Genomic DNA, 22,631 nt, shown 5'->3' with positions numbered 1-22,631 from the left:
ATTACCGGTTTTTTGATTGAATGGATTCAATGATCGTTTCGTAGACATTCTCGGGGAAGATATTCGGCTGGCCATACCAAAAAAATGAATCATATCCTTCATAAATACCAGCCTTAATGTGTCTGCTAGTGGGCAGATAGCTGGATACATCGTTGCAATAACCCGCTACGGTAACCAATTTGTCTGGCCACAGGGCCTTAACACCCAAGCTATACTCGGTCGTTGTTTCCCTTGAAATCCCCACCAACTTCCAGTTTCCGACATTAAATGTCTGGATAAACACCGGCATGGTAGCAGGCATATCGTCATTTTTAATATATTGCAGCATCAAATCGGCCCACCTCACATTTTTTTCTGCACCGACGTTGCCTTCCTGCCCTTCATTGGCCGCCCGGAATTCCCTGAGTTTAGCTTCTGGCCAAGGATGCGTATTAAACGCCACGGTATCCAGGAAAAAGTCAATTTCCCCCTTGATTTGCTGCATTGTTCCCCGATCGAGCATATCGGTCACCGCCGATGCTACTTTTTTAGCGGTCAGCCGATGGTCGGCATCGACGGGGTTAATATCGCCGCCACAACCCTGCAAGAACATGGCAGATCGTACATTCGACTGATGCAGCAACATTTCGCGGGCCACGCCCGGGTAATTCGGACTGATGGTTACACCTTCCAGTCCAGCGTTTTGGAATACAGGGTGGCATCCCGCCAGAAATACGATATCGTCCTTATTGAGGTGCTCGTAATCCACCCGGATCACATCGAGCGCTTTGTCATACGGCAAGTCAGTGCCCGGCAGATTCCGGTTATGACCAATTTCCACTTCCGATTTTCCGACATATAGGTTTGCGGGTTGTAGCGACTTCGTAGCATTCCGTACCGCATCCATAATAGCGCCTCTGACCACCGTATTGAGGTATGCACTATCCGGCTTTTGGCAATGCGGACCCCATGCGGGCCAATTTTGGGTAACAGGCCCAAAATGGGTATGTGATGCATTCACCATCACTGCATCGGGCGGTATCCCGAATGCCTGCTCGATATCGTGCTTCATGGTGTTTACAAAGCTGGTATCAAACCCACAGACATCCGCTCCCAATATGGCAACCTTGCCTTTCCCTTGCTGAATCACCAACGCATTCACCGCGAGCTGGTGCGTGCTGGCATGCTGCCCTTGATACAACACACCTGCGCCATCCATGGCCCAGAACCCCTCGCCGGACGCCATCAGGAACCGCATGTCGTGGTTGTAAGTAATCCCGTTATGTATGGCTACGCGGAGCCAGCCTTCCGGTCCTTCATACCGAAGGATTTCCTGCTTGGCCGTAAGTACATACAGGTGATGCCGATCCCCCATGATATCGATCACATCATCGCATGCCGCCAGGGGCTCCCAAGTTAACTGGCCGCGACGGTCTTCCGCGGTCCAAAGCATTCCGGCGGTATCCACCATGACAAACCGGCCCTTCCAATACGACAAAGACGTCGGTGTTTGTTGCAATACACCTTTTCGCCTCCAGCGCAACTCACGTTTGCCAGCTACCACAGCTTCCAGCAATTCGTTATCGGCACTCACCGCCAGCAAGCGGTTCCCGTTTGCAGCGAGCAGGCTGATGTTTGCCGACTGCCTAAGGGCAATCGCTTCACCTTTCAAATCATTCGACGCAAGCTGCCAAACCGAACCTCCCCGCAGCATGTACAGCTTGTCTGCCACCGTTGCGGCGTCGTCTGCTTTATCCAAGCTTGCACGCGCTACCCATTCGAGGGAAAAACGCCCTTCCCGGGGTGCACCGTAACCGGCCAGCGCCACGGAAAGAATTTGCTGGTCTGGTTCGATGGATGCCTGCCCCTTGCCGACACTGTATTCATACTGTGCGAATGCTGCCAGAGGGATTACGCCTAGTCCGGAAAGCCAAATCAGGCAGAAAAAAGGACTCAACCACCTCGGGCTTATCCGTTTAACTAGTTCTCGACACATGTTCTAATGCTTGTTTTACACTGCCGTGCGCTAATAGAATTGATTTTGCTGCTTCATAGTCAGCAATTCCAGTTTTTTCCATGAGCATCCGTACGGCGCGGTCGGTGATTTTATCATTAATCAACGCAACGTTAACCATGCTGTTATCCTCCACTCGGCCCAGTTGGATCATGGTTGTGGTACTGATCATGTCAAAAATCATCTTCTGGGCCGTACCACATTTCATCCGGGTACTGCCCGTAACAAACTCCGGTCCGGTTATAACCTCTACCGGGAATGTCGACGCTGCGGCAATGGGCGAATCCGGATTGCTGACGATACATCCCGTGGCAATGCCATGCTGCTCGCATTGATGCAGGGCCGCCAATACAAAGGGGGTGGTGCCGCTTGCCGAAATACCCACAACGATATCATTGGGGGTTACCGTGGCTTCTTGCAACTTCGCCCATGCTTCTTCGGTATCATCCTCCTTTTCTTCCAATGCATCCACCAACCGGTCGGCTCCGCCAGCCAAAATGACGTTGAATATTCCCTTGGGTACTCCATAGGTAGTTGGGAGCTCGATAACGTCCAATACGGAAAGCCTGCCGCCGCTGCCAGCACCCACGTAAAATAGGCGGCCACCAGCACTGGTTTTCTCCACAATCGCGTTGATCAGCCTGCTAAGCTGGGGCAGGGCTCCCTTTATCTGGGTCGCGACCGATTGGTCTTCCTGATTAATCAACCCGATAAGCTCGTCAACTGATTTTTTTTCTAAATGCCTGTGCACAGACGGGCTTTCCGTAATTCTCAAATTCATGCATTCTCCTTTTTGCTCAATTTAATATATCATTGTACGAGGCTTTTAACAGGTAAACACGGCTAGTCCCAACCACCGTGTACCCAAACCCCGCGCACATCACTATGCCTTCGCGATTTGTTTAGCGTACTGCTGGATTTTCCGTATCGCCGTTGCGATCTGTTCCATATTCTCCCGTGTACCGAGCAGCATCGTCTGGAAAAACCAAAGGGATTGCTCGCCGGTCAATTTATCATTTTGCGGGCACTGATTACGCTCCAACCATTCCTGCATGGTTTTTTCTCCATAAATACGCAGGTAATGCGGATTGGACGCCAGGCCGGTAACATAGGCATCACGGTTCATCTGACCATAGCCTTGACTGCATGGAATCCCCTCCGCTGTCAGCGCCTCCACAAACTTGTCGCGGCTCAACCCATTAAAATGTTCTTTCAGGTATCGAAACATATATAAGTGGTATGCACTCTGTGTAGTACCCGGATACCATTTTGCCGGTTCAATACCAGGGATATCGGACAATAGTTCGGTCAGGTATTTGGCATTTTCCGACCTCGTCTTCGCCTGCTGCTGCAGACGTGTCATTTGTGCCAGTAACAAATTGCCCTGAAACTCGGTAAGCCTCAGGTTTGTAGCCCGCGTACCCGAACCGGTACCATAAGAGATACCCGTGCCGCCCTGCCCCTGGTTATGGAAGGTGTAGCACGTACTTGCAAAATCCGCATCGTTGGTCAGAATAGCTCCGCCTTCCGCACAGTTGAGGTTTTTGGACGACTGGAAGCTGAAGGCACCTGCCAGTCCAAAGTTGCCCACTTTTTTACCATTCCACTCAGCAAGATGAGCTTGGCAGGCGTCTTCGATAATCGGAATACCTTTTTTCTGGCCAAGCGCCAAGAAGGCGTCGATGTCGGCTGGTGTTCCGCCGATATGCACCGGCATAATCGCTTTCGTCTGTGCGGTTACCGCAGCCTCGGCCTTTTTTGCGTCAATCTGGAACGTTTCAATATCCGTATCCACCAAAATCGGCAATGCATAGTTGAGCACTACGACATTATAGGTGGCAATGAACGTGTATACCGGAATTACAACCTCGTCTCCCGGACCGATCCCCAGTGCGCCCAGGATGGTTGTCAGTGCCGCTGTACCACTGGATACGCCCAAGCAATGGCCCGATCCGTTCAGCTTGGCATACGCCTGCTCAAACCCTCCCACTACAGGACCGTTAAGGCGGCCCCAGTTTCCACTTTTCAATACGGATATCAGTGCTTTCTCTTCCGTCTCATCATAAATAGGCCACGCGCTAAAACCACTGGTATAGGCTTTGCTACCGCCCAAGATGGCGGGTTTTTCTGACTGTTGCGCCCAGACAAATTGAGGGCCAACGAGCGTCAACCCTGCACCGGCTGCGGCGGTCATGCCAATAAATGCCCTTCTATTAAATTTCTGTTTCATACGACTATATTTACATTTAAACTTACCAAAAAATCGGATATTCTAAACTACAGATAAATTATTGGGTTGCTTTGAGCGGCCAAAACCCACGAGCCTCAAAGTCATAGCGCCACACGTCACCCGCGGCATCCAGGGCCAACAAATCGTCGCCCAATCCAATGACTGACTCATACATATCCCACCCGCTTCCAAGTTGCACGCGTGGCAGCGGCATACCGTTGTCTGCCATGGGTATCTGCCATAAAGTACCATCTTCTTGGATGCCGAGCAGTGAATTTCCATACGCAAACAGGTGTACATACCGATTCCAATCTGCAGCCAAATCACGAATATTCCCACCATCCAGATCGCCAAACTCACTATATGGATAAGCTGTCGCCAACCCCTCGGGCCGGACGCCGATCAAATAATGCTGATACGGTATAACGCGGTCAAAAATGTTCCAGCCCCAGCCGATTGTGCGGCTATCTCCGAAATTGCCCGCCGGATCCACTTGGTATTGAAACACATCGGCGGCAACCCCTACGATTCGGTTCGGCTGGAAATAGAAGATGTGATTAAAAATACCCCAGCCTTGGCCTATTGCCCTGGCATTGCCGAAGACGCCTTCATCGGCAGTGTATAGCTGCAAGGAACCCGCCGCATCTCGTACGATCAATTGTCCTTCTACAAAGGGTATTAACAACTCCTCATGATAACCGCCAAGTGACAACACCTTTTGGCGAGGTACTTCACCGGGTCCGAACGATGCGATTACCTCTACATACAATGTTTGCAGCGTCTCATTTACTGGCGCGCCCTCTGCCGTTAGTCTTATGGGTAAGAGGTAGGGCTTAAAAGGCTCCAGATGGCCCTTTGGCTTTACTACCACATCAAATACTGGGGTAGCCCGATGGCCAGGATCGATTGAAGCAGTTGGCTGAGACAGCGAAAAGCTCGCAGGCGGCAGGAACTGGTAATCCGTATCGTATTTCAAATTATATGCCTCCACCAAGTCTTCCTCGGGAGTAAATGACACCGAAATAGGCTTTTCTGCATTTTTGATACCTGCATAATAGGCACTATATCCGATGCGGAAATCTTCATCTGTTAGGGTCACAGCCAAAGCAAGTGGCTGATAATTCGCCTGTGGTATGTACACTTTGCCGAACCCTTTTACAGCGGCCATGTCTTCATCGATAGCGATATTACTGCTGCAGCCCATCATCAGCAACAGGAAGACCCCAACCATATAGTGATTTATTCTTTTCATTTTTATTAGTTTTTAGCCATTATTCTTACCATCCCGGATTCTGGACGAAACTGGGGTTTTTGTCGATTTCCGCCTGCGGTATCGGGAACAGGTAATGCTTAGGAGCTTGAAACACGCGCTTTTCAAACTCAGTCCGTTGATAAAAAGCATCGTCCTGCAGGTGTGTACCAGCGGCTACATTCATTCCATAAAACGATCCACTTTCTGTTTGATCAGCAATTTTCCAGCGATGGCAATCAAAGTAACGATGTGTTTCAAAAGCCAGCTCGATGCGCCGCTCATGCCGGATGCGTTCCCGCATCTGCTCCTTGGATAGTCCCGTAGGCAGGGTCGGCATACCAGCCCGTTCGCGAATGGCATTTACATACCGGTATACATCGTCTACCGGGCCGCTTGCCTCATTCAACGCCTCGGCATAGTTGAGGTAAATTTCACCCAATCGGAAAAAAATCCAAGTCTTCAGCGAAATTTCACCTTTCGAAAGGTTTACCGAAGGGTCCAGAAACTTCTTCAGCAGGTAGCCGGTGGTGTTGTAATCCCGGCCAGCATTGCCCCGGCCGTCGGCACCCGTCTGCCAGAACTCCATTCGGTGACCAGCGAACGTTGCTCCGTTAAAGTTAATCGTTGCATAGAAGCGCGGATCACGGTTTACATACATGTTGCGCACACCCGCCTGCCATCTTCCCTGCGGATCGTCCGCCGCCGCATAGCCAGTTTCCAGATACCCTGATGCACCATTGATAACAGGGCTGCCACTGCCTGTGTAGCTGGCTATTGGAATTTCGCCATTGGCCATCTCGTATGCATCGACGATGTACTGTGTCGGGTTCCAACCGTTCCACCCACCCAGACTACCAGGGAAAGCACACCGCTCCATCCATGCATCGCGGCCACTGTTACGGGCAAATAGCACTTCATCATTATGGTTCGTGATGAAAAGTTGCTGGTAATTTGCGATGGGGTCATTACTTGCCGACCGGAATAAACGATAGCCGGCCTCTTCACATTGATCGATGCATAGCTTGTTTGCTTCGGCAGCGATTGCCCACCGCTCAGGTGCATGCGATGAGGAAAACAATGGCGTTCCGTCATTGTCGGTAAAACCAGCATAGTCGGGATTCCCGTTCCATAACGGACTAGCATGATAAAGCAGAACCCTAGCCTTCAAAGCCAGTGCCGAGGCGGCGGTAGGCCGGCCGAGGTGGCGACTTTCTACAACCTTCATGGGCAGCCGACGGATAGCTTCGTCACATTGGCTGACTACAAACGTCACGCATTCATCCAATGGACGGCGTTTGATCTGAAGAAAATCTTCATCCAAATCTGCAGCGTAATCCATGATGGGCACAGGTCCGTATATCCGCATCAGCATGAAATGATAAAACGCCCGTAAAAACAATGCTTCACCAACCCAACGGTCCTTATCCACTTGAGTAAAGGTGTTATCCAGCGGTGTGAGCTCGATATATTTCAGAAATATATTAGCCTTCCGTATGCCCTCGTACATGTTTTTCCATATCTGCCCCGCCACATTAAATGCATTCCACGAGCCGCGGTTGACCAACTTGGCAAACTTCTCGGGCCATGGTACGTTTAACTCGTCGGAAGCGATGACAAACGGCTGGATTTCGGCCATGTCGGTAAAATAAATTTCATTCGGAACTCCGGCATAAATATCTGTCAAGAAAGCTTCTGCATACCGACGTTGCAGGAAAGCCTCTTCGATGGTAATATCTTCCTCTGGTGCTTTGTCCAAAAAACCTTTTTGACAGGATGCAATCATCAATTGAACAATGGCAGCAAACCCAAGTGTAACAAGCTTCTTCATCATTATTTGGTTGGTAATGGTTAATTAAAGTTAATCTGCACCCCGAAGTTGAAGGACCGCTGCAATGGGTACCCACCGGTCCCATCGTTTGACTCGGGGTCAATGATCTTCACATGGTCCCATGTATACAGGTTCATCCCGTTGACAAACAAACGTAAGTTCTTTACGTGCAACCTGCGAACCACGCTTTCCGGAAAATTAAAGCCGATTTCGGCGTTACGCAACCGGAGATAGTTGCCATTTCGCAGCCAAGTGGTCGAATTGAGAAAATTATTTGGATTATTTCCGCGGTCTATCGCAGGATATAGCGCATCGGTACGACCGGGCGTCCAACGATTATCGTAGTATTCGCGCAGCACGTTATTCACACCTTCCCCATCATAGAACGGCCACATAGAGTAGCCACTCAGGAAAATGCTTGATTGTGCTGCCCCTGTAAAATAAATACTGAAATCCAGCCACTTATAAGCCACTGTGCCACCAAAACCAAATGACATCTGCGGCAATCGCGGATAACCCACCGGTACACGATCGTACGAATCAATCACGCCGTCGCCATTTATATCGCGATACTTAACATCGCCTGGGCGGGCTACTGAAAACGTTTGGCGAGGCCAAGCCTTAATATCTTCCTCACTTTCAAAAAATCCTTCCGCAATATACGTATGGTGGGTGCCCACGGCCAACCCCCGTGATGACAAGTAGGGATAACGGCGCTCAGGCTCGTCATTTTCGACAATTTCATTTTTGGCAAAAGTGAAGTTGCCACGGAATGTATACATCCAGCCTGAAGTAGTGGCATTACGTACCTCCAACAAAGCGTCCACTCCCTTATTCTTCATCACACCGATATTAGCATAAGGGATAGACCATGGAAAGAAACCGGCCACATCCGGTACGGTAGACCGCCGCATGAGGATGCCCGACCGATGTTCATTAAACGCGTCTACCTGCAGCGTAATCTTATCATTCAGCAACCCCACATCGATGCCTAGATTATTTTTCGTTGCGCGTTCCCAAGTAATCCTGTCGTTCCCGATTTGATTTTCCTCCATCCCATAGTACAGCTGCTGGTCAGGCCCGAATAGGTAGGACTGTCCAGCCGTATTAATGGTGTTCAGGAACAAGAAGCGCTGGCCGATCTGATCGTTGCCCACCTTGCCGTGTGACCCGCGGATCTTGAAGTGATTGACCAACTCCCAATTCCAGAACGACTCGTTCGAAACCACCCAGCCTGCAGAAAACGCGGGAAAGAAGCCGAAGCGCTTGCCTTTGGGAAAGTTCTCCGATCCGTTGTATCCAAAGTTTACCTCTGCAAGGTATCGATCATGGAAGGCATAGGTCAGCCTTCCCGAAACACCCTGCTTCCGGAACGGCAGGTTCTGGATGGAGCTGCCCGCTGTGAGATCCACATAATCGCGCTGGTTGTACAACAGCATTGCCGTCACGTAATGTGCATCAAATGCCCGCTCGAAGTTGAGCTGACCTTCCATGTAAATGGCACGGTTGCCCGCATTAGCTATTGCATAGCCCAACGGCTTTTCCTCCCGGAAGGGCGTACTGTAGCGGTCCTCGCCAGTTTCCGGATCCTTGCCCAGGTACCGTTTCACTTCAAATTCCTTCGTACGCACGTTGTTGGTCAGGGCATAGCGATCGTATGAAAAAAGCCCGCGTACCGACAGCCCTTCCAACAACAACGACGAAAGATCCCACCGGCCGCCAAACGTCGCCTGGAGCGTGGTATGGTCTTGCGTAGAATAACCCGACTGTGTTGCGAGCCCCCATGGGTTGCCGCCGATATATGTGGAAGCGCCACCCGGTGTGCCATCCGGATTCAACACCGGATAAGCAATTGGAGAAATAACCCTTAGCATGTCGAAGATCTGTCCGGAGGAAGCTCCGGGATAATGGCCGTTTTGGATGATGCCACCTATCCCCAGCTGCATCGTCAGATTTTTTGCCAGATTGAGGTCTACATTGCTCCGGAAGTTGTAGCGTTTAACGTTAGCATTCGTATTGTATTTGTTTGCAGGATCCTGCTTATAAATACCGTTTTGTAAGGTATAGCCTACATTCGTATAATACTTGATGATTTCAGAGCCTCCCGTTACGCTGAGGTTGTTGATTGATTGCCAAGTTTTTTTATTCAATACGGACTCGGTCCAATCGGCATCAGGATATAGGTAGGGATCCGTCTGATCGAAAAACTTGGCAAGTTCTATATCCGACCATCGCGGATCCAAGCCCTGAAAACTGCGGGCCTCATTCATCAAGAGGGCATATTCGCCCCCACTGATATAATCGGGCAGCCGTAGCGCTGTCAATGAAGCCGTCTCGGTACGGAATGTGATTTCCGGTTTACCCACCACGCCGCGCTTCGTATTGATAATGATGACACCGTTGGCTCCTCGGACACCGTAAACTGCGGTCGCCGAAGCATCTTTTAGTATGGTAAAGCTCTCGATTTCCTGCGCGTTGATCTGATCCATATTTCGCTCCACTCCGTCAATGAGAATAAGGGGTGAATTGTTTCCAAACGTGGAAAGTCCGCGGATAAATACCTGTGCCGCATCTGCTCCTGGTTCACCGCTAGACTGCCTTGTAATAATACCGGGCATTTTCCCTGCAATCGCATTTGACATGGAGGGTGTCGAAGTCCGTTCCATCTCCCTGACGGAGATGGTTGACTGCGCACCCGTTACGGTAATTTTCCGTTGCGTGCCATATCCAACAACCGCAATCTCTTCCATCATACTGGCAGAAGCCGTCATGACCACATTAAAAACGATATTGTTTCCAACAAAAATCTCCTGAGGCTCGTAACTGATGTGTGTTAGCATCAGTGTGTCAATTTCTAAAGCTGCAATTGAAAACTGTCCTTCCGCATCGGTGGTCGCGGTTGCTTTGTCGCGATTCTTGACCGATACAGTGACGCCTGAAATCGCTTGCCCGGTATCGTCCGTCACTTTGCCGGAAACCGGCCGACCCTCCTGTGCAGCGGCAGACCAAGCCATGATTACCAATATCGATATCACACTCGCGATGCGGAACAACAAACGAATACCAGCTTGATTCAATGATACTGGAGTATAAATTCGATTCATAATTAAGAATTGGGTTAGTAAGTATTCTTCATTTAACGCATTAAAACAGCATAATTTTGCCAAATATAGATATTTGCTCAATAAATGCAATATTTTTTCTAATTTTATGAGTCAAAACACGCATTAACCAAGAAATCAAGGAACCGTGTTGCTTTAAAAGTTAGACCTCTAATCTGTTAAAACCTAGCAAAACACCCCTAACAACGAAGAAATCAGAAATTTAGTTAATTTTGCGGTATTGACAGGAATGCGTTTTCGCAAACCCGCATATCAAAACCAAACAGTAAACCATGAGAAAAGATAAAAGGCATGCCTTTATTTTGAGGGAAGTAAACCTACACAACAAAGTGCTTTCAGTAAATCTAAGCGAACAATTGGATGTTTCAGATGACACCGTACGCCGCGACATTAAGCAACTGGCCACTGAAGGAAAACTGATAAGGGTGCATGGGGGCGCTGTCGGTAAATCGTTTGTCACGCCTTTCAACGTTGATAATGTGGTTTATGCAGCTACTGCCAAAGCTCAAATCGCGTATAAAGCATTATCATTGATCAAGAACAATATGATTATACTGACAGAGGGTGGCACAACAATGCTAGAATTGGCCAAGATTATCCCTTCGAATCTGAAAGCAACCTTCATTACCATCAGTCCACAGGTCGCCATCACACTTGCCCAGCATGAAAGTATCGACGTGATCAGCATCGGTGGTAAACTTACAAAAAATGCTAACCTACATATCGGAGCAAGCGTCGTCAATCAGTTATACGGCCTAAAATCCGACCTGTGCATCCTGGGGGCAAATGCTTTCTCTTCGGAAGAAGGGCTGACCGATCTCGATTGGGAAGTGGTACAGGTAAAGAAAGCGCTTATCCGATCCGCGAAAAAAGTAGCCGTCGTCAGCATTTCGGAAAAGCTTAATACTGTAAAATGGCTCAATATCTGCCCGGTGGGTCAGGTCGATTACCTCATCACCGAACTGGACCCGGGAGATCAACGATTGAATCTCTTTACCCAGCAAGGCATTAAGGTTCTCTAAAAAGGCGTCATCGTGCGGTTGTCGGCCCCGACACGGTCAGTTTCCCCGCTCCATCGATTTTCATTTCATCGATGAAGACCACCCGCTCATCACCGGTTTTCTCGGTGCGGCCATGATAAACGCAGAGCATGCGTCCATCCGGCAGGAACACGACACTATTGTGGCCGGTGCCGCTCACATCGCCGCCCTTTGCCGTGTTTTTTTCCAGGATGGGGTTATTCGCTGCTTTGGTATACGGCCCCAGGGGATGAGCGGCAGTGGCGTAACCAACGGCATAGTTTTCTCCCGCAAAGTGATTGGCCGAATACATCATGTAATAGGTATCGCCATATTTGAATGTAAAAGAGCCCTCTGTCCAGCGGCGGTTCACCTCGCGGCTGGTCACCGAACGGCTTTCCCACTCCGCTTGCGGCTCATTCATCTTAACAGGTGGCCGCAACAATAGTACGGGTTCCCCTATTGTGCCGGAAAAATCCGGTTTTAGTTCTATTCCATACACCCAGCTTTCCTCGATTTCGTCAAACCAACCCTGCTGCTTTGCCCAGTCGGCTACTTCGCTCTCTACGGCGTGCTTATAGCAGCAACGGGAATAATAGAGAAATATACGGCCATCTTCCGCAAAGTAAACATTAGCATCGATAATCGGGTATCCGGGATCGAATACGGGGTGGTTTTGCAGGTCGATAAAAGGCCCCGTGGGCTTGTCGGCAACAGCAACGCCGATACGAAAGTTCTCCAGTTCCTTACCGGGATTGTCTTTCCATTGCGCGCTGTAGAACAGGTAAAACTTGCCGTTATGTGCATACACTTCAGGTGCCCAGTATGCTCCACCCCATGCGGCGGTGGAGTCGCTCCAGCCATTTTCGTTGCCGGCATGGTAAACCTGGCCTTCGTTCTTCCAGTTCGCCAGATCGGCAGAGGAATAGACCGCAAAACCGTTCTTGGCGCCTCCCCCCGTGCCATACATGTAATAACGCTCCGTCGCGTCGTCATAGATAACATACGGATCGCCGAAGGCGACATCAAGTGGGTTATTGAACGATTTGCCTATTTCTTGCGCGTGGGCGATAACCGGCAGTGTGAAGGTAAAAAGGGCAGCGATTGCAGTAGATAAATTCATCAGTCTCTTGTTGTATTCTTCGTCAGTTCGTTCACATAATGGAGCAGGATATGGAAAGCCGGCGCTGCCATGGCACCATGGTCAAAACCATCCAATTCGTAAAGGTGCACATCTTGATGACCGGCCACCTTCATCATGCGGTAAAAGTATGCATTTTCCTCGTACCTGCCGAGCATTTCTATTTCGCGGCCGCCGGTGATCAGCACGAGCAAGGGCGCGTCGCTGCGTACATGATATAACGGTGCCAGTTCATCAACAATGGGCTGTGTATCTTTTATCCCACGCTCCGCGCGCACCGTCATGTGTGTAATGGCATGGCCGCTGAAATCGATAATCCCAGCTAGTCTATCCGCATCCTGGCCATACCGCTGCAGCCAGGACTTATCAAGCCCGACCATCGCGACGAGATACCCTCCTGCCGAATGACCGGAAACGAAGATTTTATTCGGATCCCCACCGTATTCCCCGATATGCTTGAACGTCCAGGCAATGGCTGCAGCGGCATCGTCGATATACGCCGGCGCCTTCACTTTCGGGCTCAGCCGGTAATTGACCGCCACTACCGCAATCCCCTTCTCCTTCAACTCCTGCGGAATAAACTTCTCACCACCGGTGATTCCCCCACCGTGAAACCACACGACTGTCGCGTAGCCTTTGGTATTTTCGGGGTAATAGACATCCAATACACAACGCTCAGCGGCATAGGCATCGCCCTTATTTTCCGTTCTATACCCCATATTCTCGATGAGTTGATAGACTACGGGATTGGTAGTTTGTTGTGCATGTGCGGTATACATGAACGCGATTAGGCACAAGCCCACCACCAAGCGGTAAAATAATCTTCTCTTTTTGACCATATTAATTTTCTCGGCCCTGTTAATACCGGAGTCGCTAAAGTACACAATGCCGATGAAAACCGGAAACGCTCTGGAGGTATTTCGCCTGATGGGGTTCCCACCCAGCGCTTTGGACTCGCAAAAGCAACCTTGTGACGCGGACCGATAGGGAGCGTTACAGTTGCGTTGCGAATCCAAAGCGCACCCGTTATTCCCTGCGCGCACTTTGTGGACGGGATGGCATCGGTGCAGGATGCTGCGCCAGTATGGCTTGAAGCGCCTTCCGTACTTCCGGCTGTTCCTCCGCGATGTTCTTTACCTCCATCGGCCCGCTTTGGTAATCGTACAGCTCATATTGCACGTCTTCCGTGGTGTCACCGATTTTCTGCCATTCCACCAATCGGTAGCGATCGGTACGTATAGCTCTTCCGAGGCGGCCGCCACGTGGGAAGCAATGGTACGCATGGTCCCGGATATGGGTTTCCGGATTTTTAAGCACGGGCAGCAGGCTCAGGCCATCCAACGGCTGTGAGACCTGCGGAGCCGGCAACCCGGCAAGTTCCACCAAGGTAGGATAGATATCCACAGTTTCGGTTAGCTGCGTGGTATGGGTGCCGGGCTTTCCAACACCCGGTGCGGAGATGATTAACGGGATACGGTTTGCTAATTCATAATTGACATGCTTGGTCCACATGCCCATCTCACCAAGCATGTAACCGTGGTCGCCCCAAAACACCACGATCGTATGCTCATCGAGTCCTGAGGCGGTCAATTCGTCCAGCACCTTGCCGATTTGAGCATCCACATAGCTCACCCCTGCATAATAACCATGTATCAATTTTCGGGTCAGGCTATCCGGAAAAGGCTCTTCGGTAACGTCTGTAGGAATCGGGATATACTGATCGATTTCCGTGCCGTACTTCACCGCGTAGGGTGGCGCACCCGCTGGCCGCACGGTACGCCCGGGCAGGGGAAGCGTGTCTTCGTCATATAGATCCCAGTACTTCTTGGGTACGGAGAACGGAAGGTGCGGCCGGGCAAATCCAACAGCAAGGAAAAACGGCTGATTGGGCTGGGATTTCAGGTCACGCAACCGCTCAACCGCCCGCTCCGCGACACGGCCATCGGCATACGCATCGTCGGCAACATCTGGCGATTCCCACGCAAGGCCACGAGGTAACCCCCGGGCAGGCTGATTAGAAAACAACGCTTCCTCCCGGGTGAATCCCCCCTTCTTGCTTTCGGGATCTACGTACTCAATGACTAGCTCTTTGTGATGGGGCACGCTCCAGGAGCCTTCATCGGCATAGGTATTGTGACCAATGTGAAACACCTTACCCATGGATTCGGTATGATAGCCATGCTGCTTAAAATACTGGGGCAACGTTACCGCGTCGGGATAATAGTCGCGAAAATTTTGCCCAAACCCATAAATCCCAGACGAAGTAGATCGACTGCCTAGTAGCAGATTAAATCGCGATGGTGCACATACCGCTTGGTTGGAATACGCTTGCTCAAACCGAAATCCATTTGACGCCAGCTTATCGATATTTGGCGTATTGGCCACACCGTCTCCATAGGCGCCGATTGCGGGACGCAGATCGTCTACCAAGATCAACAATACGTTTGGTGGTTTGTTGTTCTGCGCTTCGTCGCCACTACACCCAAATAAAGGGAAGAAAAAGCCTAATATTCCCACAAAAAATCCTAATTGTACTTTTTTTCGACTTTCTACTAACATTTCTAAACGTATTGGAATCATGTAATTATTTAGCGTTTGGCATTCTTTTCTTTTCGAATCTGTAGGACCTCGTCATAAGGCAACACACCATTTTCCACGGCCCATTGGTCATAATATCCGGAAAGTTCGGCGACGGCATCGGGCATTTCGGCGGAGAGGTCATTCATTTCTGACCGATCTTTACTGATGTCATATAATTCCCAATTTGATGGATTGCCGGGTTGGTAGGCTTTAACCAACTTCAAGTTTCCATACCTCACGGCGCCGTTCCCTTCGTGTTCCCAGAAAATCGGCTCTTCATGAATCGGCGTGTCTTCTCCCTGTAACACGTGGCGCATACTTTGCCCCTGCAAGGGCGTAATCGACTCACCGTTATACTTCGTCGGATAATCTGCATCCGCGACGTCAATCGCAGTAGCCATAATATCCTGGAGGAAACCATACTGATCGGTAAAGTCTCCTTGGACACGCTTTACGATACCCTGTGGCCAGTGAACAATCAATGGCGTACCAATCCCGCCTTCATGCACCCAGTGTTTATAGGTCCGATACGGGGTAGCCGATGCATTTGCCCATGATTGCCCATAAGTGAGAAAATAACCACCTTTACCGCCCAACAATTCTTTTTCCCCGCCACCCAAAAGTCCACCCTCGGCACACGCGCCATTATCGGTCAGGAAGAAAATCAAGGTGTTTTCGAGCTCGCCTGATGCTTCAAGCGTCTCGATTAGCCGACCAATATTCTGATCCATCCGATCTACCTGGGCTGCATAAATGGCCATCCGGTAGTCCATTTCATCTTGTTGTTCGGGCGTGAGTTTGTCCCATTCTGCTCCATCGTCATCACTGAGCTGGGTAACCTGGCCATCAATCACTCCCATGCGCTGCATTCGTTCAAACCGTTCCCGCCGGAGCGTTTTCCAACCTGCCTTGTACGTTCCCCGGTACTTGGCAATATCTTCCGTTAAAGCATTAAGCGGCCAGTGTGGGCTGGTATAAGCTAAGTATAAGAAAAAGGGCGCGTCACTTTCGGCTTGACTTTCGTTCACGAATTGAATCGCATAGTCCGTGAATGCGTCTGTAACGTAAAAATCATTCCCCTCCGGTTCAATCGGGTCATTCATTAGGGTAAGCCCTCTTTTCCCCGAAGGCTCAAAAAAGTTCGATGCACCTGCAATTAGCCCGTAATACTTATCGAACCCACGCTGCAAGGGCCAGCGGCTTCGATCGTGGTACCCCAAATGCCACTTCCCGGTCATGAGGGTTTGATAGCCCGCCGATTTCAACACCTCTGCGATGGTCACGCTTTGGAAGTTCAGATCACCGGAATAAGCTGGTAGCCCGTAGTTAAACGCGGTACTATCCTCGGGGTCGTTGGTCATGTGCCCGATGCCCGTCTGGTGTGGATATAGTCCAGTCATTAATGACGCCCGGCTTGGGCAACACCGTGCATTATTATAAAACTGACTGAACCGCAGCCCCTCTGTAGCCAATCGATCCAAATTGGGCGTCTCAATCTCACCACCGTAACATCCGATATCGGAATATCCCATGTCGTCTGCCATAATCAGCACGATGTTGGGTCGCTTATCCTGCGCTCGGACAGCCTGGGATAACACCACCAGGCCCGCCATCATAAAAAAAAGCCTAACGTTCATCGCTGTCCTTTTTGTTTTCTTTTAATTGGCACATCCAATGCTGCACCTTTGTCTCCCTGATCTGCCATCCACGCCTTAAGCTGCGCGGAATAATCTGCTATCATTTCCTGATATGTCGACTTGCCGGCAAGGTTCTCCAATTCATAGGGATCATTCTCGAGGTCATAAAATTCAACCTCAGGCTTACGTACAATTCGTTCGGTGAGTTTTCGCGCTTCGTCATTATGCGTCGCCACCTGCAGCCAAGTCGGCCAATCCAAGTCTGGTTTTTCGTTATTCATTGAATACTTGATGTAGTAAGCCGAATCCGGGGTGAGATTCCAGATCAACTTATAGCGATTTCCCCTTATGCTACGCATAGGGTAGGCAGACCCTTCCGGAATGTTATTGTGTATACCAAAGGCGACCTCGCGATGTCCGGCGGCATGGTTTTTCAAAACCGACTTGAAACTGCTACCGTCTAACCCGGAGATGGGATCACCGCCAAGGATATCAATCAGCGTCGGCGTGACGTCTTCGTATTGGACAATTGCATCGGTTTGCGTATCCGGTTCTACCGTGCCCGGCCACTTGACAATCATGGAACTCTTCTGTCCGTTGTCATACAAGGTCCATTTTCCACCCGGAAACTGCGGTCCTTGCTCTCCCAAGAAGACGACGATGGTGTTTTTATCTTGCCCGGTCTCTTTCAGCAGGTTCATAATATCACCCACTTGATTGTCTAAGCGACGCACTTCTGCCAAATAAAGGCGGAAGTTTTCCCGGGTTAGCTCAGTATCTACCCAATGCGGTGGCAGTTTAAGCTCGCTCGCGTCAAATTCATCCGGATCGCCCACCGTCCATGGTCGATGCGGGTTGTTGCTCATCACAAAGAGGCAGTATGGTTCGTCTTGAACGATATAATTCCGCACACTATCCAAAAAATAGTTATCTGTCGGCGAGACGCAGTTGGGTTCAAAACCCGGCACGATGTCAAATGGGAAAATCGACTTCGGCCGTGTCATATGATCTTTTCCAGTGAGTCCAACCCGATACCCCAGGTCATTCAGGTAATGCACCACGCTTTTAAGGCCATCATAAACAGGTTTGTGGTTTTGGTAAGCCCCATGCCTTACCGGATAAAGTCCAGTAAACAATGAAGCACGTGTAGGCACACACATTGCTTCGGACGCAATCATGGCATTGAATTGCATCCCGTCGGCAGCAAGCTGGTCGATGTGCGTTGTTTTCAGGTTTTCGCCACCATAACAACTCAATTGCCGTGAATCCAGATCGTCAGCCATGATCAGAATGATGTTCGGGCGACCATCTCTCGGCTGTTCCTGTCCGTCTTGATAGGCCCCAGCGACCCGGCTTACAAATAGGCTGAATAGCAATACCGTAACTTTATACATCATCGCTTTGTTGTTTGTCTTGTCCTTTACTTTTATAACCATCTTATTTATTTCCCTTCTGACGCCCACGTTGCCGCTCAAATGCCTTCATTTCCGTTCCAACCCCTTCATCTCCTTGCTGCTTCATAAATTTAACCATTTCGTTTTTCAGTCGGGCTTTCACTTCTCCATAATTCGGATCGGCCGCCAAGTTAACCAATTGATAGGGATCGTTCACAACATGATACAGCTCTTCATGGGGTCGTTGGATATACTCCCGTGCCCGCGAAGCATCTGCTTCAGCCCACGATTCGAACAATTTCGAAATGGTGACGACGTTGGCATACCTATTCCCGTGGTTTAGATTTTCGATGTACAGGAAGGTGGTATCCCTTACCGAGCGACTAGCATAGGCTTCGCTGCCGTGATGAATACCACGCGTGGTATTCATCCCATGTACATAGGTACGTTGCTTCGTCCGCTTGCCTAGGAGCACATCCTTAAAACTTTGTCCATCAAACCCAACACCTCCATTCGCATCCGTGGAGCCGGTATTGACGGCTTCCGCACGGCCACCAGCAATATCAATCAACGTGGGCAAAACATCGAGGTATTGCAGCATCGCACCACTGCGAGCTGCCGGCTTCACCTTCCCCGGCCACCTGACGATAAAGCCTGAACGCAATCCCTGGTCGTAGAGTGTCCACTTGGAAAAAGGGAATGAGTTGCCCTGTTCGGTGGCAAAAATCACAATGGTGTTGTCGCCATGCCCCGAACGGTCGATGATAGCTAGGCAAGCACCTACCAGGCTATCCAAATAAGTAATTTCCGCAAAGTAATCGGCCATTTGCCGCCTCGTTAGCTCCGTATCGACCATATTAGGACCCAGCTCAATTTCCCCTGAATCATATACAGCACTGTTACCTCGGTTCCAGGGGCTGTGCGGCTGGTTGCTGGTAAACATCAGGAAGAAAGGGGTATTTCCAGCCGCTTGAATATAGCCTTCCGCTTTGGAAAGGTCTACATCCTGCCCATCGCCGTCATCATGTTCCCGCCCACCGAGGAAATCAAAGGGATACGATGCCTCCGGACTGTAATGCTTTTTTCCGATCAGCGCTGTGCGATACCCCAATTCCTGCAAGTATACGGGCAATGTCTTGATTCCGTCGTATATCACGCTGTGATTCGGGTATGCTCCATTGCGGACGGGCCCGAGGCCAGTGAGCAGCGACTGTCGCGTGGGCGAACAGATTGGCACAACGTTAAACATGTTATCCAGACACATGCCTTCCTCGGCCAACCGAGCAAGGTGGGGGGTGTGTACCTGCTTGCTACCATACGGCTCGATATCCCACAGGGTTAAGTCATCGGCCATAATAAAGACAATGTTTGGCCTAAAAGCCGGAGTCTGGGCGAACCCATTCTCCGGCAACACAATTATAAACACAAAACAACCCTTTATAAGCAGTGATATTGCTAACCCAAATCTTTTCATTAATAACCCTCCGTTTGAATAATTGCCGAATTGGCATCAACCTCGCTTTGTGGAATCGGGAAAACCACGTGGCGCTCATCGGCGTTTACCCCCCGTTCACGAGCGAAGGAAATAAACTTGCCGTGTCGGATCAGGTCCTCACGTCGTTTGCCTTCGGAAAAGAACTCCCAACCGCGCTCCCTAAGGATAGCGTCCCGAAAAGCTTCCGTACTCGGAAAATCACCTATCTCCAAATCGGCTAGCGATGACCGCCGCCTCACTTCATTCAGCAAGGTCAACGATTCCGTGTTCGGACCATTGATCTCGTTGAGCGCCTCGGCCCGCGTCAGCAGAATATCCGCATACCGGACAATCGGAACGTCGTTGCCATGTGCGTTGGATACTGCGTTGTTATCGAAATACTTAAGACTTCGGGTGTTATCTGTCGTGGCCGTTAGATCGATCGTCTGTCCGGCGGTATTCACATAAGTCCTCACCACCAATACGTACCGGTCATCTTCCTCGGAAAAGGTGTTGACGAACTGATCGCGCAATCGATATTGGGTGGCAAAATTCTGGATACCGGGTATCCACCGGTATTCGGGTAGCTGCGGTGTCGATACAAATCCAGGCGGCATGGCACCGGCCGGAAACCAATTCCCGAAATCAAATTGATTAATAGCCGGCGTCACCAAAATCATTTCGCTATTCCGCTCATTTTCCACCTTGAATAAATCCTTGAATACCGGAAACAACTCATAGTAATCCAAGTCCATGACCCGCTTCGCGGCGATGGCCGCTTTGTCCCATTGCTTGGTATTCAAGAGGAACTTACTGAGCACAGCCAGTGCTGCCCCCTTGTTTGCACGGCCCCAAAGCTCTTCCGCACCCGGATCCGGAAGGTCGGACACACAGGCCTCCAACTCGCTTTCGATGAACGCCTTTAGTTCGTCCTCGGAAGCACGGGCTAGGTCTTTTTCCTGCGCGCCGCTCGTGCGTAACGGTACCGGACCGTACCAATTGTGGAGGAAGGCGTAGCAATAGGCGCGCAAAAAGCGAGCTTCCGCTATAAACAGCCGCTTACTGGCATCCGATGCCTGTACCTGATCCATGTTTTCCAATACCGAATTCGCATCCCGGATTACCCGGTAATAGGGCCCCCAAATGATGCCCTGTAACTGCGTAACGGAAGGATCCCATGTAAAATTGATGAATTGAGTAAGGTATAGGTTTTCGTTCCCTCCGGTATTGAAAGCGATATCCGTAGTTACCTCCGAAAAGTTGATAACATCCTTCTTGGCGGTTTGTCCTTGAAAATTCAGGTAGGCCGAATAAAGTAAGGATCTAATCCCATTTTCCGTCGTCAATACATTGCTTGGAGCAAACTCAGACTCGGGAGAAATTTCCAGCATGCGTTCACACGCCATGAGTTGTATGACGAGAATCGCTGTAAAAATATATCTTATAATTTTCATCTGTCTATCTTTTTTTGTTAGTTGTCAGATGGATCCTTTGATATCCCTATCAATAGCCCTCATTCTGCACCATTAGCGTGTTGGCATCGACTTCGCTCTGCGGAATCGGAAAAACCAAGTGATGATCGTCCGCATTCACGCCACGTTCGCGAGCCGAAGAAATAAATTTGCCATGGCGGATAAGGTCTTCGCGGCGCTTGCCTTCGGAGAAGAATTCCCAGCCACGCTCACGCAAAATGGCATCCCTTAATGCCTCCTTGTTGGGAAAATCGCCCAAGTCGAACCCGCCCAAGGAAGACCGGCCGCGCACTTCGTTTAGCAAGTTCACCGCTTCCTGATTGGGGCCGTCGATCTCATTCAACGCCTCCGCCCTAGAGAGCAAGATGTCTGCATACCGTACAATCGGAAGATCGTTGCCATGCGCATTGGACACGGCATTATTGTCAAAGTACTTAAAGCTGCGTGTATTGTCTACTGTCGCCGTAAGGTCTATAGTCTGCCCTGCTGTATTTACATAGCTCCGTACTACCAATACAAAGCGGTCGTCATCTTCGGAAAATGTACGAATAAAGCTGTCACGGAAGCGATAATGGGTAGCAAAGTTCTGGATGCCCGGCACCCACCGGTATTCCGGTAGCTGGGGCGTCGATACGAATCCCGGTGGCATGGCGCCTGCAGCGTACCAGTTACCGAATTCAAACTGGTTTATACAGGGAATCACGAAAATCATTTCCCGGTTCCGCTCGTTCTCTACTTTGAACAAATCCTTATACACGGGAAACAGTTCATAGTAGTCCAAGTCGATCACCCGCTGTGCGGCTGCCGCTGCCTTCTCCCATTGCTTGGTATTGAGCAAAAACTTGCTCAGAACAGCCAATGCTGCGCCCTTGTGAGCCCGGCCCCACAGCTCCTCCGCGCCCGGTTCGGGCAAATCAGTGGCACTTGCTTCCAATTCGCTTTCGATAAAGGCTTCCAATTCATCCGCTCCAGCCCGTGGCAGGTCCTGTTCCTGTGTACTGGTGATACGCAGCGGCACAGTACCGTACCAACTATAAAGATACGCGTAGCAGTAAGCCCTTAGGAAGCGGGCCTCGGCTATTAACACTCGTTTGATCTCGTCAGACGCCTGCACATTACCCATGTTCTCGATTACTGAATTCGCATCGCGGATAACCCGGTAATAAGGCCCCCAAACGAGGCCCTGCAGTTGAGACAAGGACGGATCCCATGTAAAGTTGATAAACTGGCTGAGGAACAAATTAGCGTTTCCGCCCGTATTGTACATCATATCTGTCGAAACCTCGCAAACGGCAAGCACATTATTGATTTCCGCCTGCCCTTGGAAATTTTGATACGCCGAATACAAGAGGGTTTTGATACCGTTTTCGTTCGTTAACACATTATCCGGTGCAAATTCTGCATCTGGCGACAGCTCAAGTATGGATTCACACCCCGTCACTGCTAAGACGAAGCACCATAAAAATAGGCTTCTAACTATCTTCATCGT

At 50.1% G+C, this 22,631-nt stretch carries 15 protein-coding genes; 1 reads left to right on the top strand and 14 read right to left on the bottom strand.

What is annotated here, in order from left to right; translation table 11 throughout:
- Position 1 precedes the first annotated feature (1 nt).
- From IEV98_RS08480 to IEV98_RS08455, 6 genes are all read right to left on the bottom strand, one after another.
- The gene (locus IEV98_RS08480) at positions 2 to 1,975 is read right to left on the bottom strand and encodes a hypothetical protein (RefSeq protein WP_188505423.1); all 1,974 of its coding nucleotides are present in this window, start codon (positions 1,973 to 1,975) and stop codon (positions 2 to 4) included.
- Positions 1,956 to 2,774: an N-acetylmuramic acid 6-phosphate etherase gene (locus IEV98_RS08475; protein ID WP_188505422.1), complete on the bottom strand. Its 819-nt coding sequence runs from the start codon at positions 2,772 to 2,774 to the stop codon at positions 1,956 to 1,958. Before IEV98_RS08475 ends, IEV98_RS08480 begins: the two co-directional genes overlap by 20 nt.
- 102 nt (positions 2,775 to 2,876) lie before the next feature.
- Positions 2,877 to 4,223 (bottom strand): DegT/DnrJ/EryC1/StrS family aminotransferase, encoded by a 1,347-nt coding sequence (locus IEV98_RS08470; protein ID WP_188505421.1) that lies wholly within the window; start codon positions 4,221 to 4,223, stop codon positions 2,877 to 2,879.
- 58 nt (positions 4,224 to 4,281) lie between these two features.
- Positions 4,282 to 5,475: a BT_3987 domain-containing protein gene (locus IEV98_RS08465; RefSeq protein WP_188505420.1), complete on the bottom strand. Its 1,194-nt coding sequence runs from the start codon at positions 5,473 to 5,475 to the stop codon at positions 4,282 to 4,284.
- Positions 5,476 to 5,500: 25 nt separating this feature from the next.
- Positions 5,501 to 7,306, bottom strand: coding sequence for a RagB/SusD family nutrient uptake outer membrane protein (locus IEV98_RS08460; RefSeq protein WP_229738633.1), 1,806 nt, complete (start codon positions 7,304 to 7,306; stop codon positions 5,501 to 5,503).
- A 17-nt stretch (positions 7,307 to 7,323) separates the two neighbouring features.
- Positions 7,324 to 10,407 carry a SusC/RagA family TonB-linked outer membrane protein gene (locus tag IEV98_RS08455; RefSeq protein ID WP_229738632.1) on the bottom strand — a complete coding sequence of 1,028 codons (3,084 nt, stop codon included), beginning with the start codon at positions 10,405 to 10,407 and terminating at the stop codon, positions 7,324 to 7,326.
- 290 nt (positions 10,408 to 10,697) lie between these two features.
- On the opposite strand from IEV98_RS08455, the gene IEV98_RS08450 reads away from it, so the two are divergent.
- The gene (locus tag IEV98_RS08450) at positions 10,698 to 11,447 is read left to right on the top strand and encodes a DeoR/GlpR family DNA-binding transcription regulator (protein WP_188505419.1); all 750 of its coding nucleotides are present in this window, start codon (positions 10,698 to 10,700) and stop codon (positions 11,445 to 11,447) included.
- Positions 11,448 to 11,454: 7 nt separating this feature from the next.
- Here the strand turns inward: IEV98_RS08450 and IEV98_RS08445 are convergent, their stop codons facing one another.
- The 8 genes from IEV98_RS08445 to IEV98_RS08410 form a co-directional block, all read right to left on the bottom strand.
- Entirely contained in the window at positions 11,455 to 12,567 is a 1,113-nt protein-coding gene (locus IEV98_RS08445; protein WP_188505418.1) for a glycoside hydrolase family 43 protein, read from the bottom strand.
- A complete protein-coding gene (locus IEV98_RS08440; RefSeq protein WP_229738631.1) occupies positions 12,567 to 13,424 on the bottom strand; it encodes an alpha/beta hydrolase in 858 nt (285 codons plus the stop codon). The genes IEV98_RS08445 and IEV98_RS08440 overlap by 1 nt, the downstream gene beginning before the upstream one ends.
- Before the next feature lie 187 nt (positions 13,425 to 13,611).
- Entirely contained in the window at positions 13,612 to 15,144 is a 1,533-nt protein-coding gene (locus IEV98_RS08435) for a sulfatase (RefSeq protein ID WP_188505417.1), read from the bottom strand.
- 29 nt (positions 15,145 to 15,173) lie between these two features.
- Positions 15,174 to 16,802, bottom strand: coding sequence for an arylsulfatase (locus IEV98_RS08430; RefSeq protein ID WP_188505416.1), 1,629 nt, complete (start codon positions 16,800 to 16,802; stop codon positions 15,174 to 15,176).
- The gene (locus IEV98_RS08425; RefSeq protein WP_188506173.1) at positions 16,799 to 18,199 is read right to left on the bottom strand and encodes a sulfatase family protein; all 1,401 of its coding nucleotides are present in this window, start codon (positions 18,197 to 18,199) and stop codon (positions 16,799 to 16,801) included. Before IEV98_RS08425 ends, IEV98_RS08430 begins: the two co-directional genes overlap by 4 nt.
- 40 nt (positions 18,200 to 18,239) lie before the next feature.
- Positions 18,240 to 19,670 carry a sulfatase family protein gene (locus IEV98_RS08420; protein WP_262892475.1) on the bottom strand — a complete coding sequence of 477 codons (1,431 nt, stop codon included), beginning with the start codon at positions 19,668 to 19,670 and terminating at the stop codon, positions 18,240 to 18,242.
- On the bottom strand, positions 19,670 to 21,124 hold the full coding sequence (locus tag IEV98_RS08415) for a RagB/SusD family nutrient uptake outer membrane protein (RefSeq protein ID WP_229738630.1): 1,455 nt from the start codon (positions 21,122 to 21,124) through the stop codon (positions 19,670 to 19,672). The genes IEV98_RS08420 and IEV98_RS08415 overlap by 1 nt, the downstream gene beginning before the upstream one ends.
- A 49-nt stretch (positions 21,125 to 21,173) precedes the next feature.
- Positions 21,174 to 22,628, bottom strand: a complete 1,455-nt coding sequence (locus IEV98_RS08410) for a RagB/SusD family nutrient uptake outer membrane protein (protein ID WP_188505414.1) — start codon at positions 22,626 to 22,628, stop codon at positions 21,174 to 21,176.
- Positions 22,629 to 22,631: the final 3 nt, after the last annotated feature.

The sequence above is a fragment of the Parapedobacter pyrenivorans genome (assembly GCF_014636865.1).
GTDB lineage: Bacteria > Bacteroidota > Bacteroidia > Sphingobacteriales > Sphingobacteriaceae > Parapedobacter > Parapedobacter pyrenivorans.
The sequence above is the reverse complement of the archived record's forward strand: the minus strand, read 5'-3'. Positions and strand labels throughout refer to the sequence as shown.

Coding starts and splice junctions, on each gene's coding strand:
- IEV98_RS08430 (WP_188505416.1), bottom strand. CDS start 16,802: ATGAACGTTAGGCTTTTTTTTATGATGGCGGGCCTGGTGGTGTTATCC.
- IEV98_RS08440 (WP_229738631.1), bottom strand. CDS start 13,424: ATGGTCAAAAAGAGAAGATTATTTTACCGCTTGGTGGTGGGCTTGTGC.
- IEV98_RS08455 (WP_229738632.1), bottom strand. CDS start 10,407: ATGAATCGAATTTATACTCCAGTATCATTGAATCAAGCTGGTATTCGT.
- IEV98_RS08470 (WP_188505421.1), bottom strand. CDS start 4,223: ATGAAACAGAAATTTAATAGAAGGGCATTTATTGGCATGACCGCCGCA.
- IEV98_RS08445 (WP_188505418.1), bottom strand. CDS start 12,567: ATGAATTTATCTACTGCAATCGCTGCCCTTTTTACCTTCACACTGCCG.
- IEV98_RS08450 (WP_188505419.1), top strand. CDS start 10,698: ATGAGAAAAGATAAAAGGCATGCCTTTATTTTGAGGGAAGTAAACCTA.
- IEV98_RS08465 (WP_188505420.1), bottom strand. CDS start 5,475: ATGAAAAGAATAAATCACTATATGGTTGGGGTCTTCCTGTTGCTGATG.
- IEV98_RS08460 (WP_229738633.1), bottom strand. CDS start 7,306: ATGATGAAGAAGCTTGTTACACTTGGGTTTGCTGCCATTGTTCAATTG.
- IEV98_RS08435 (WP_188505417.1), bottom strand. CDS start 15,144: ATGTTAGTAGAAAGTCGAAAAAAAGTACAATTAGGATTTTTTGTGGGA.
- IEV98_RS08425 (WP_188506173.1), bottom strand. CDS start 18,199: ATGATGTATAAAGTTACGGTATTGCTATTCAGCCTATTTGTAAGCCGG.
- IEV98_RS08475 (WP_188505422.1), bottom strand. CDS start 2,774: ATGAATTTGAGAATTACGGAAAGCCCGTCTGTGCACAGGCATTTAGAA.
- IEV98_RS08410 (WP_188505414.1), bottom strand. CDS start 22,628: ATGAAGATAGTTAGAAGCCTATTTTTATGGTGCTTCGTCTTAGCAGTG.
- IEV98_RS08420 (WP_262892475.1), bottom strand. CDS start 19,670: ATGAAAAGATTTGGGTTAGCAATATCACTGCTTATAAAGGGTTGTTTT.
- IEV98_RS08480 (WP_188505423.1), bottom strand. CDS start 1,975: ATGTGTCGAGAACTAGTTAAACGGATAAGCCCGAGGTGGTTGAGTCCT.
- IEV98_RS08415 (WP_229738630.1), bottom strand. CDS start 21,124: ATGAAAATTATAAGATATATTTTTACAGCGATTCTCGTCATACAACTC.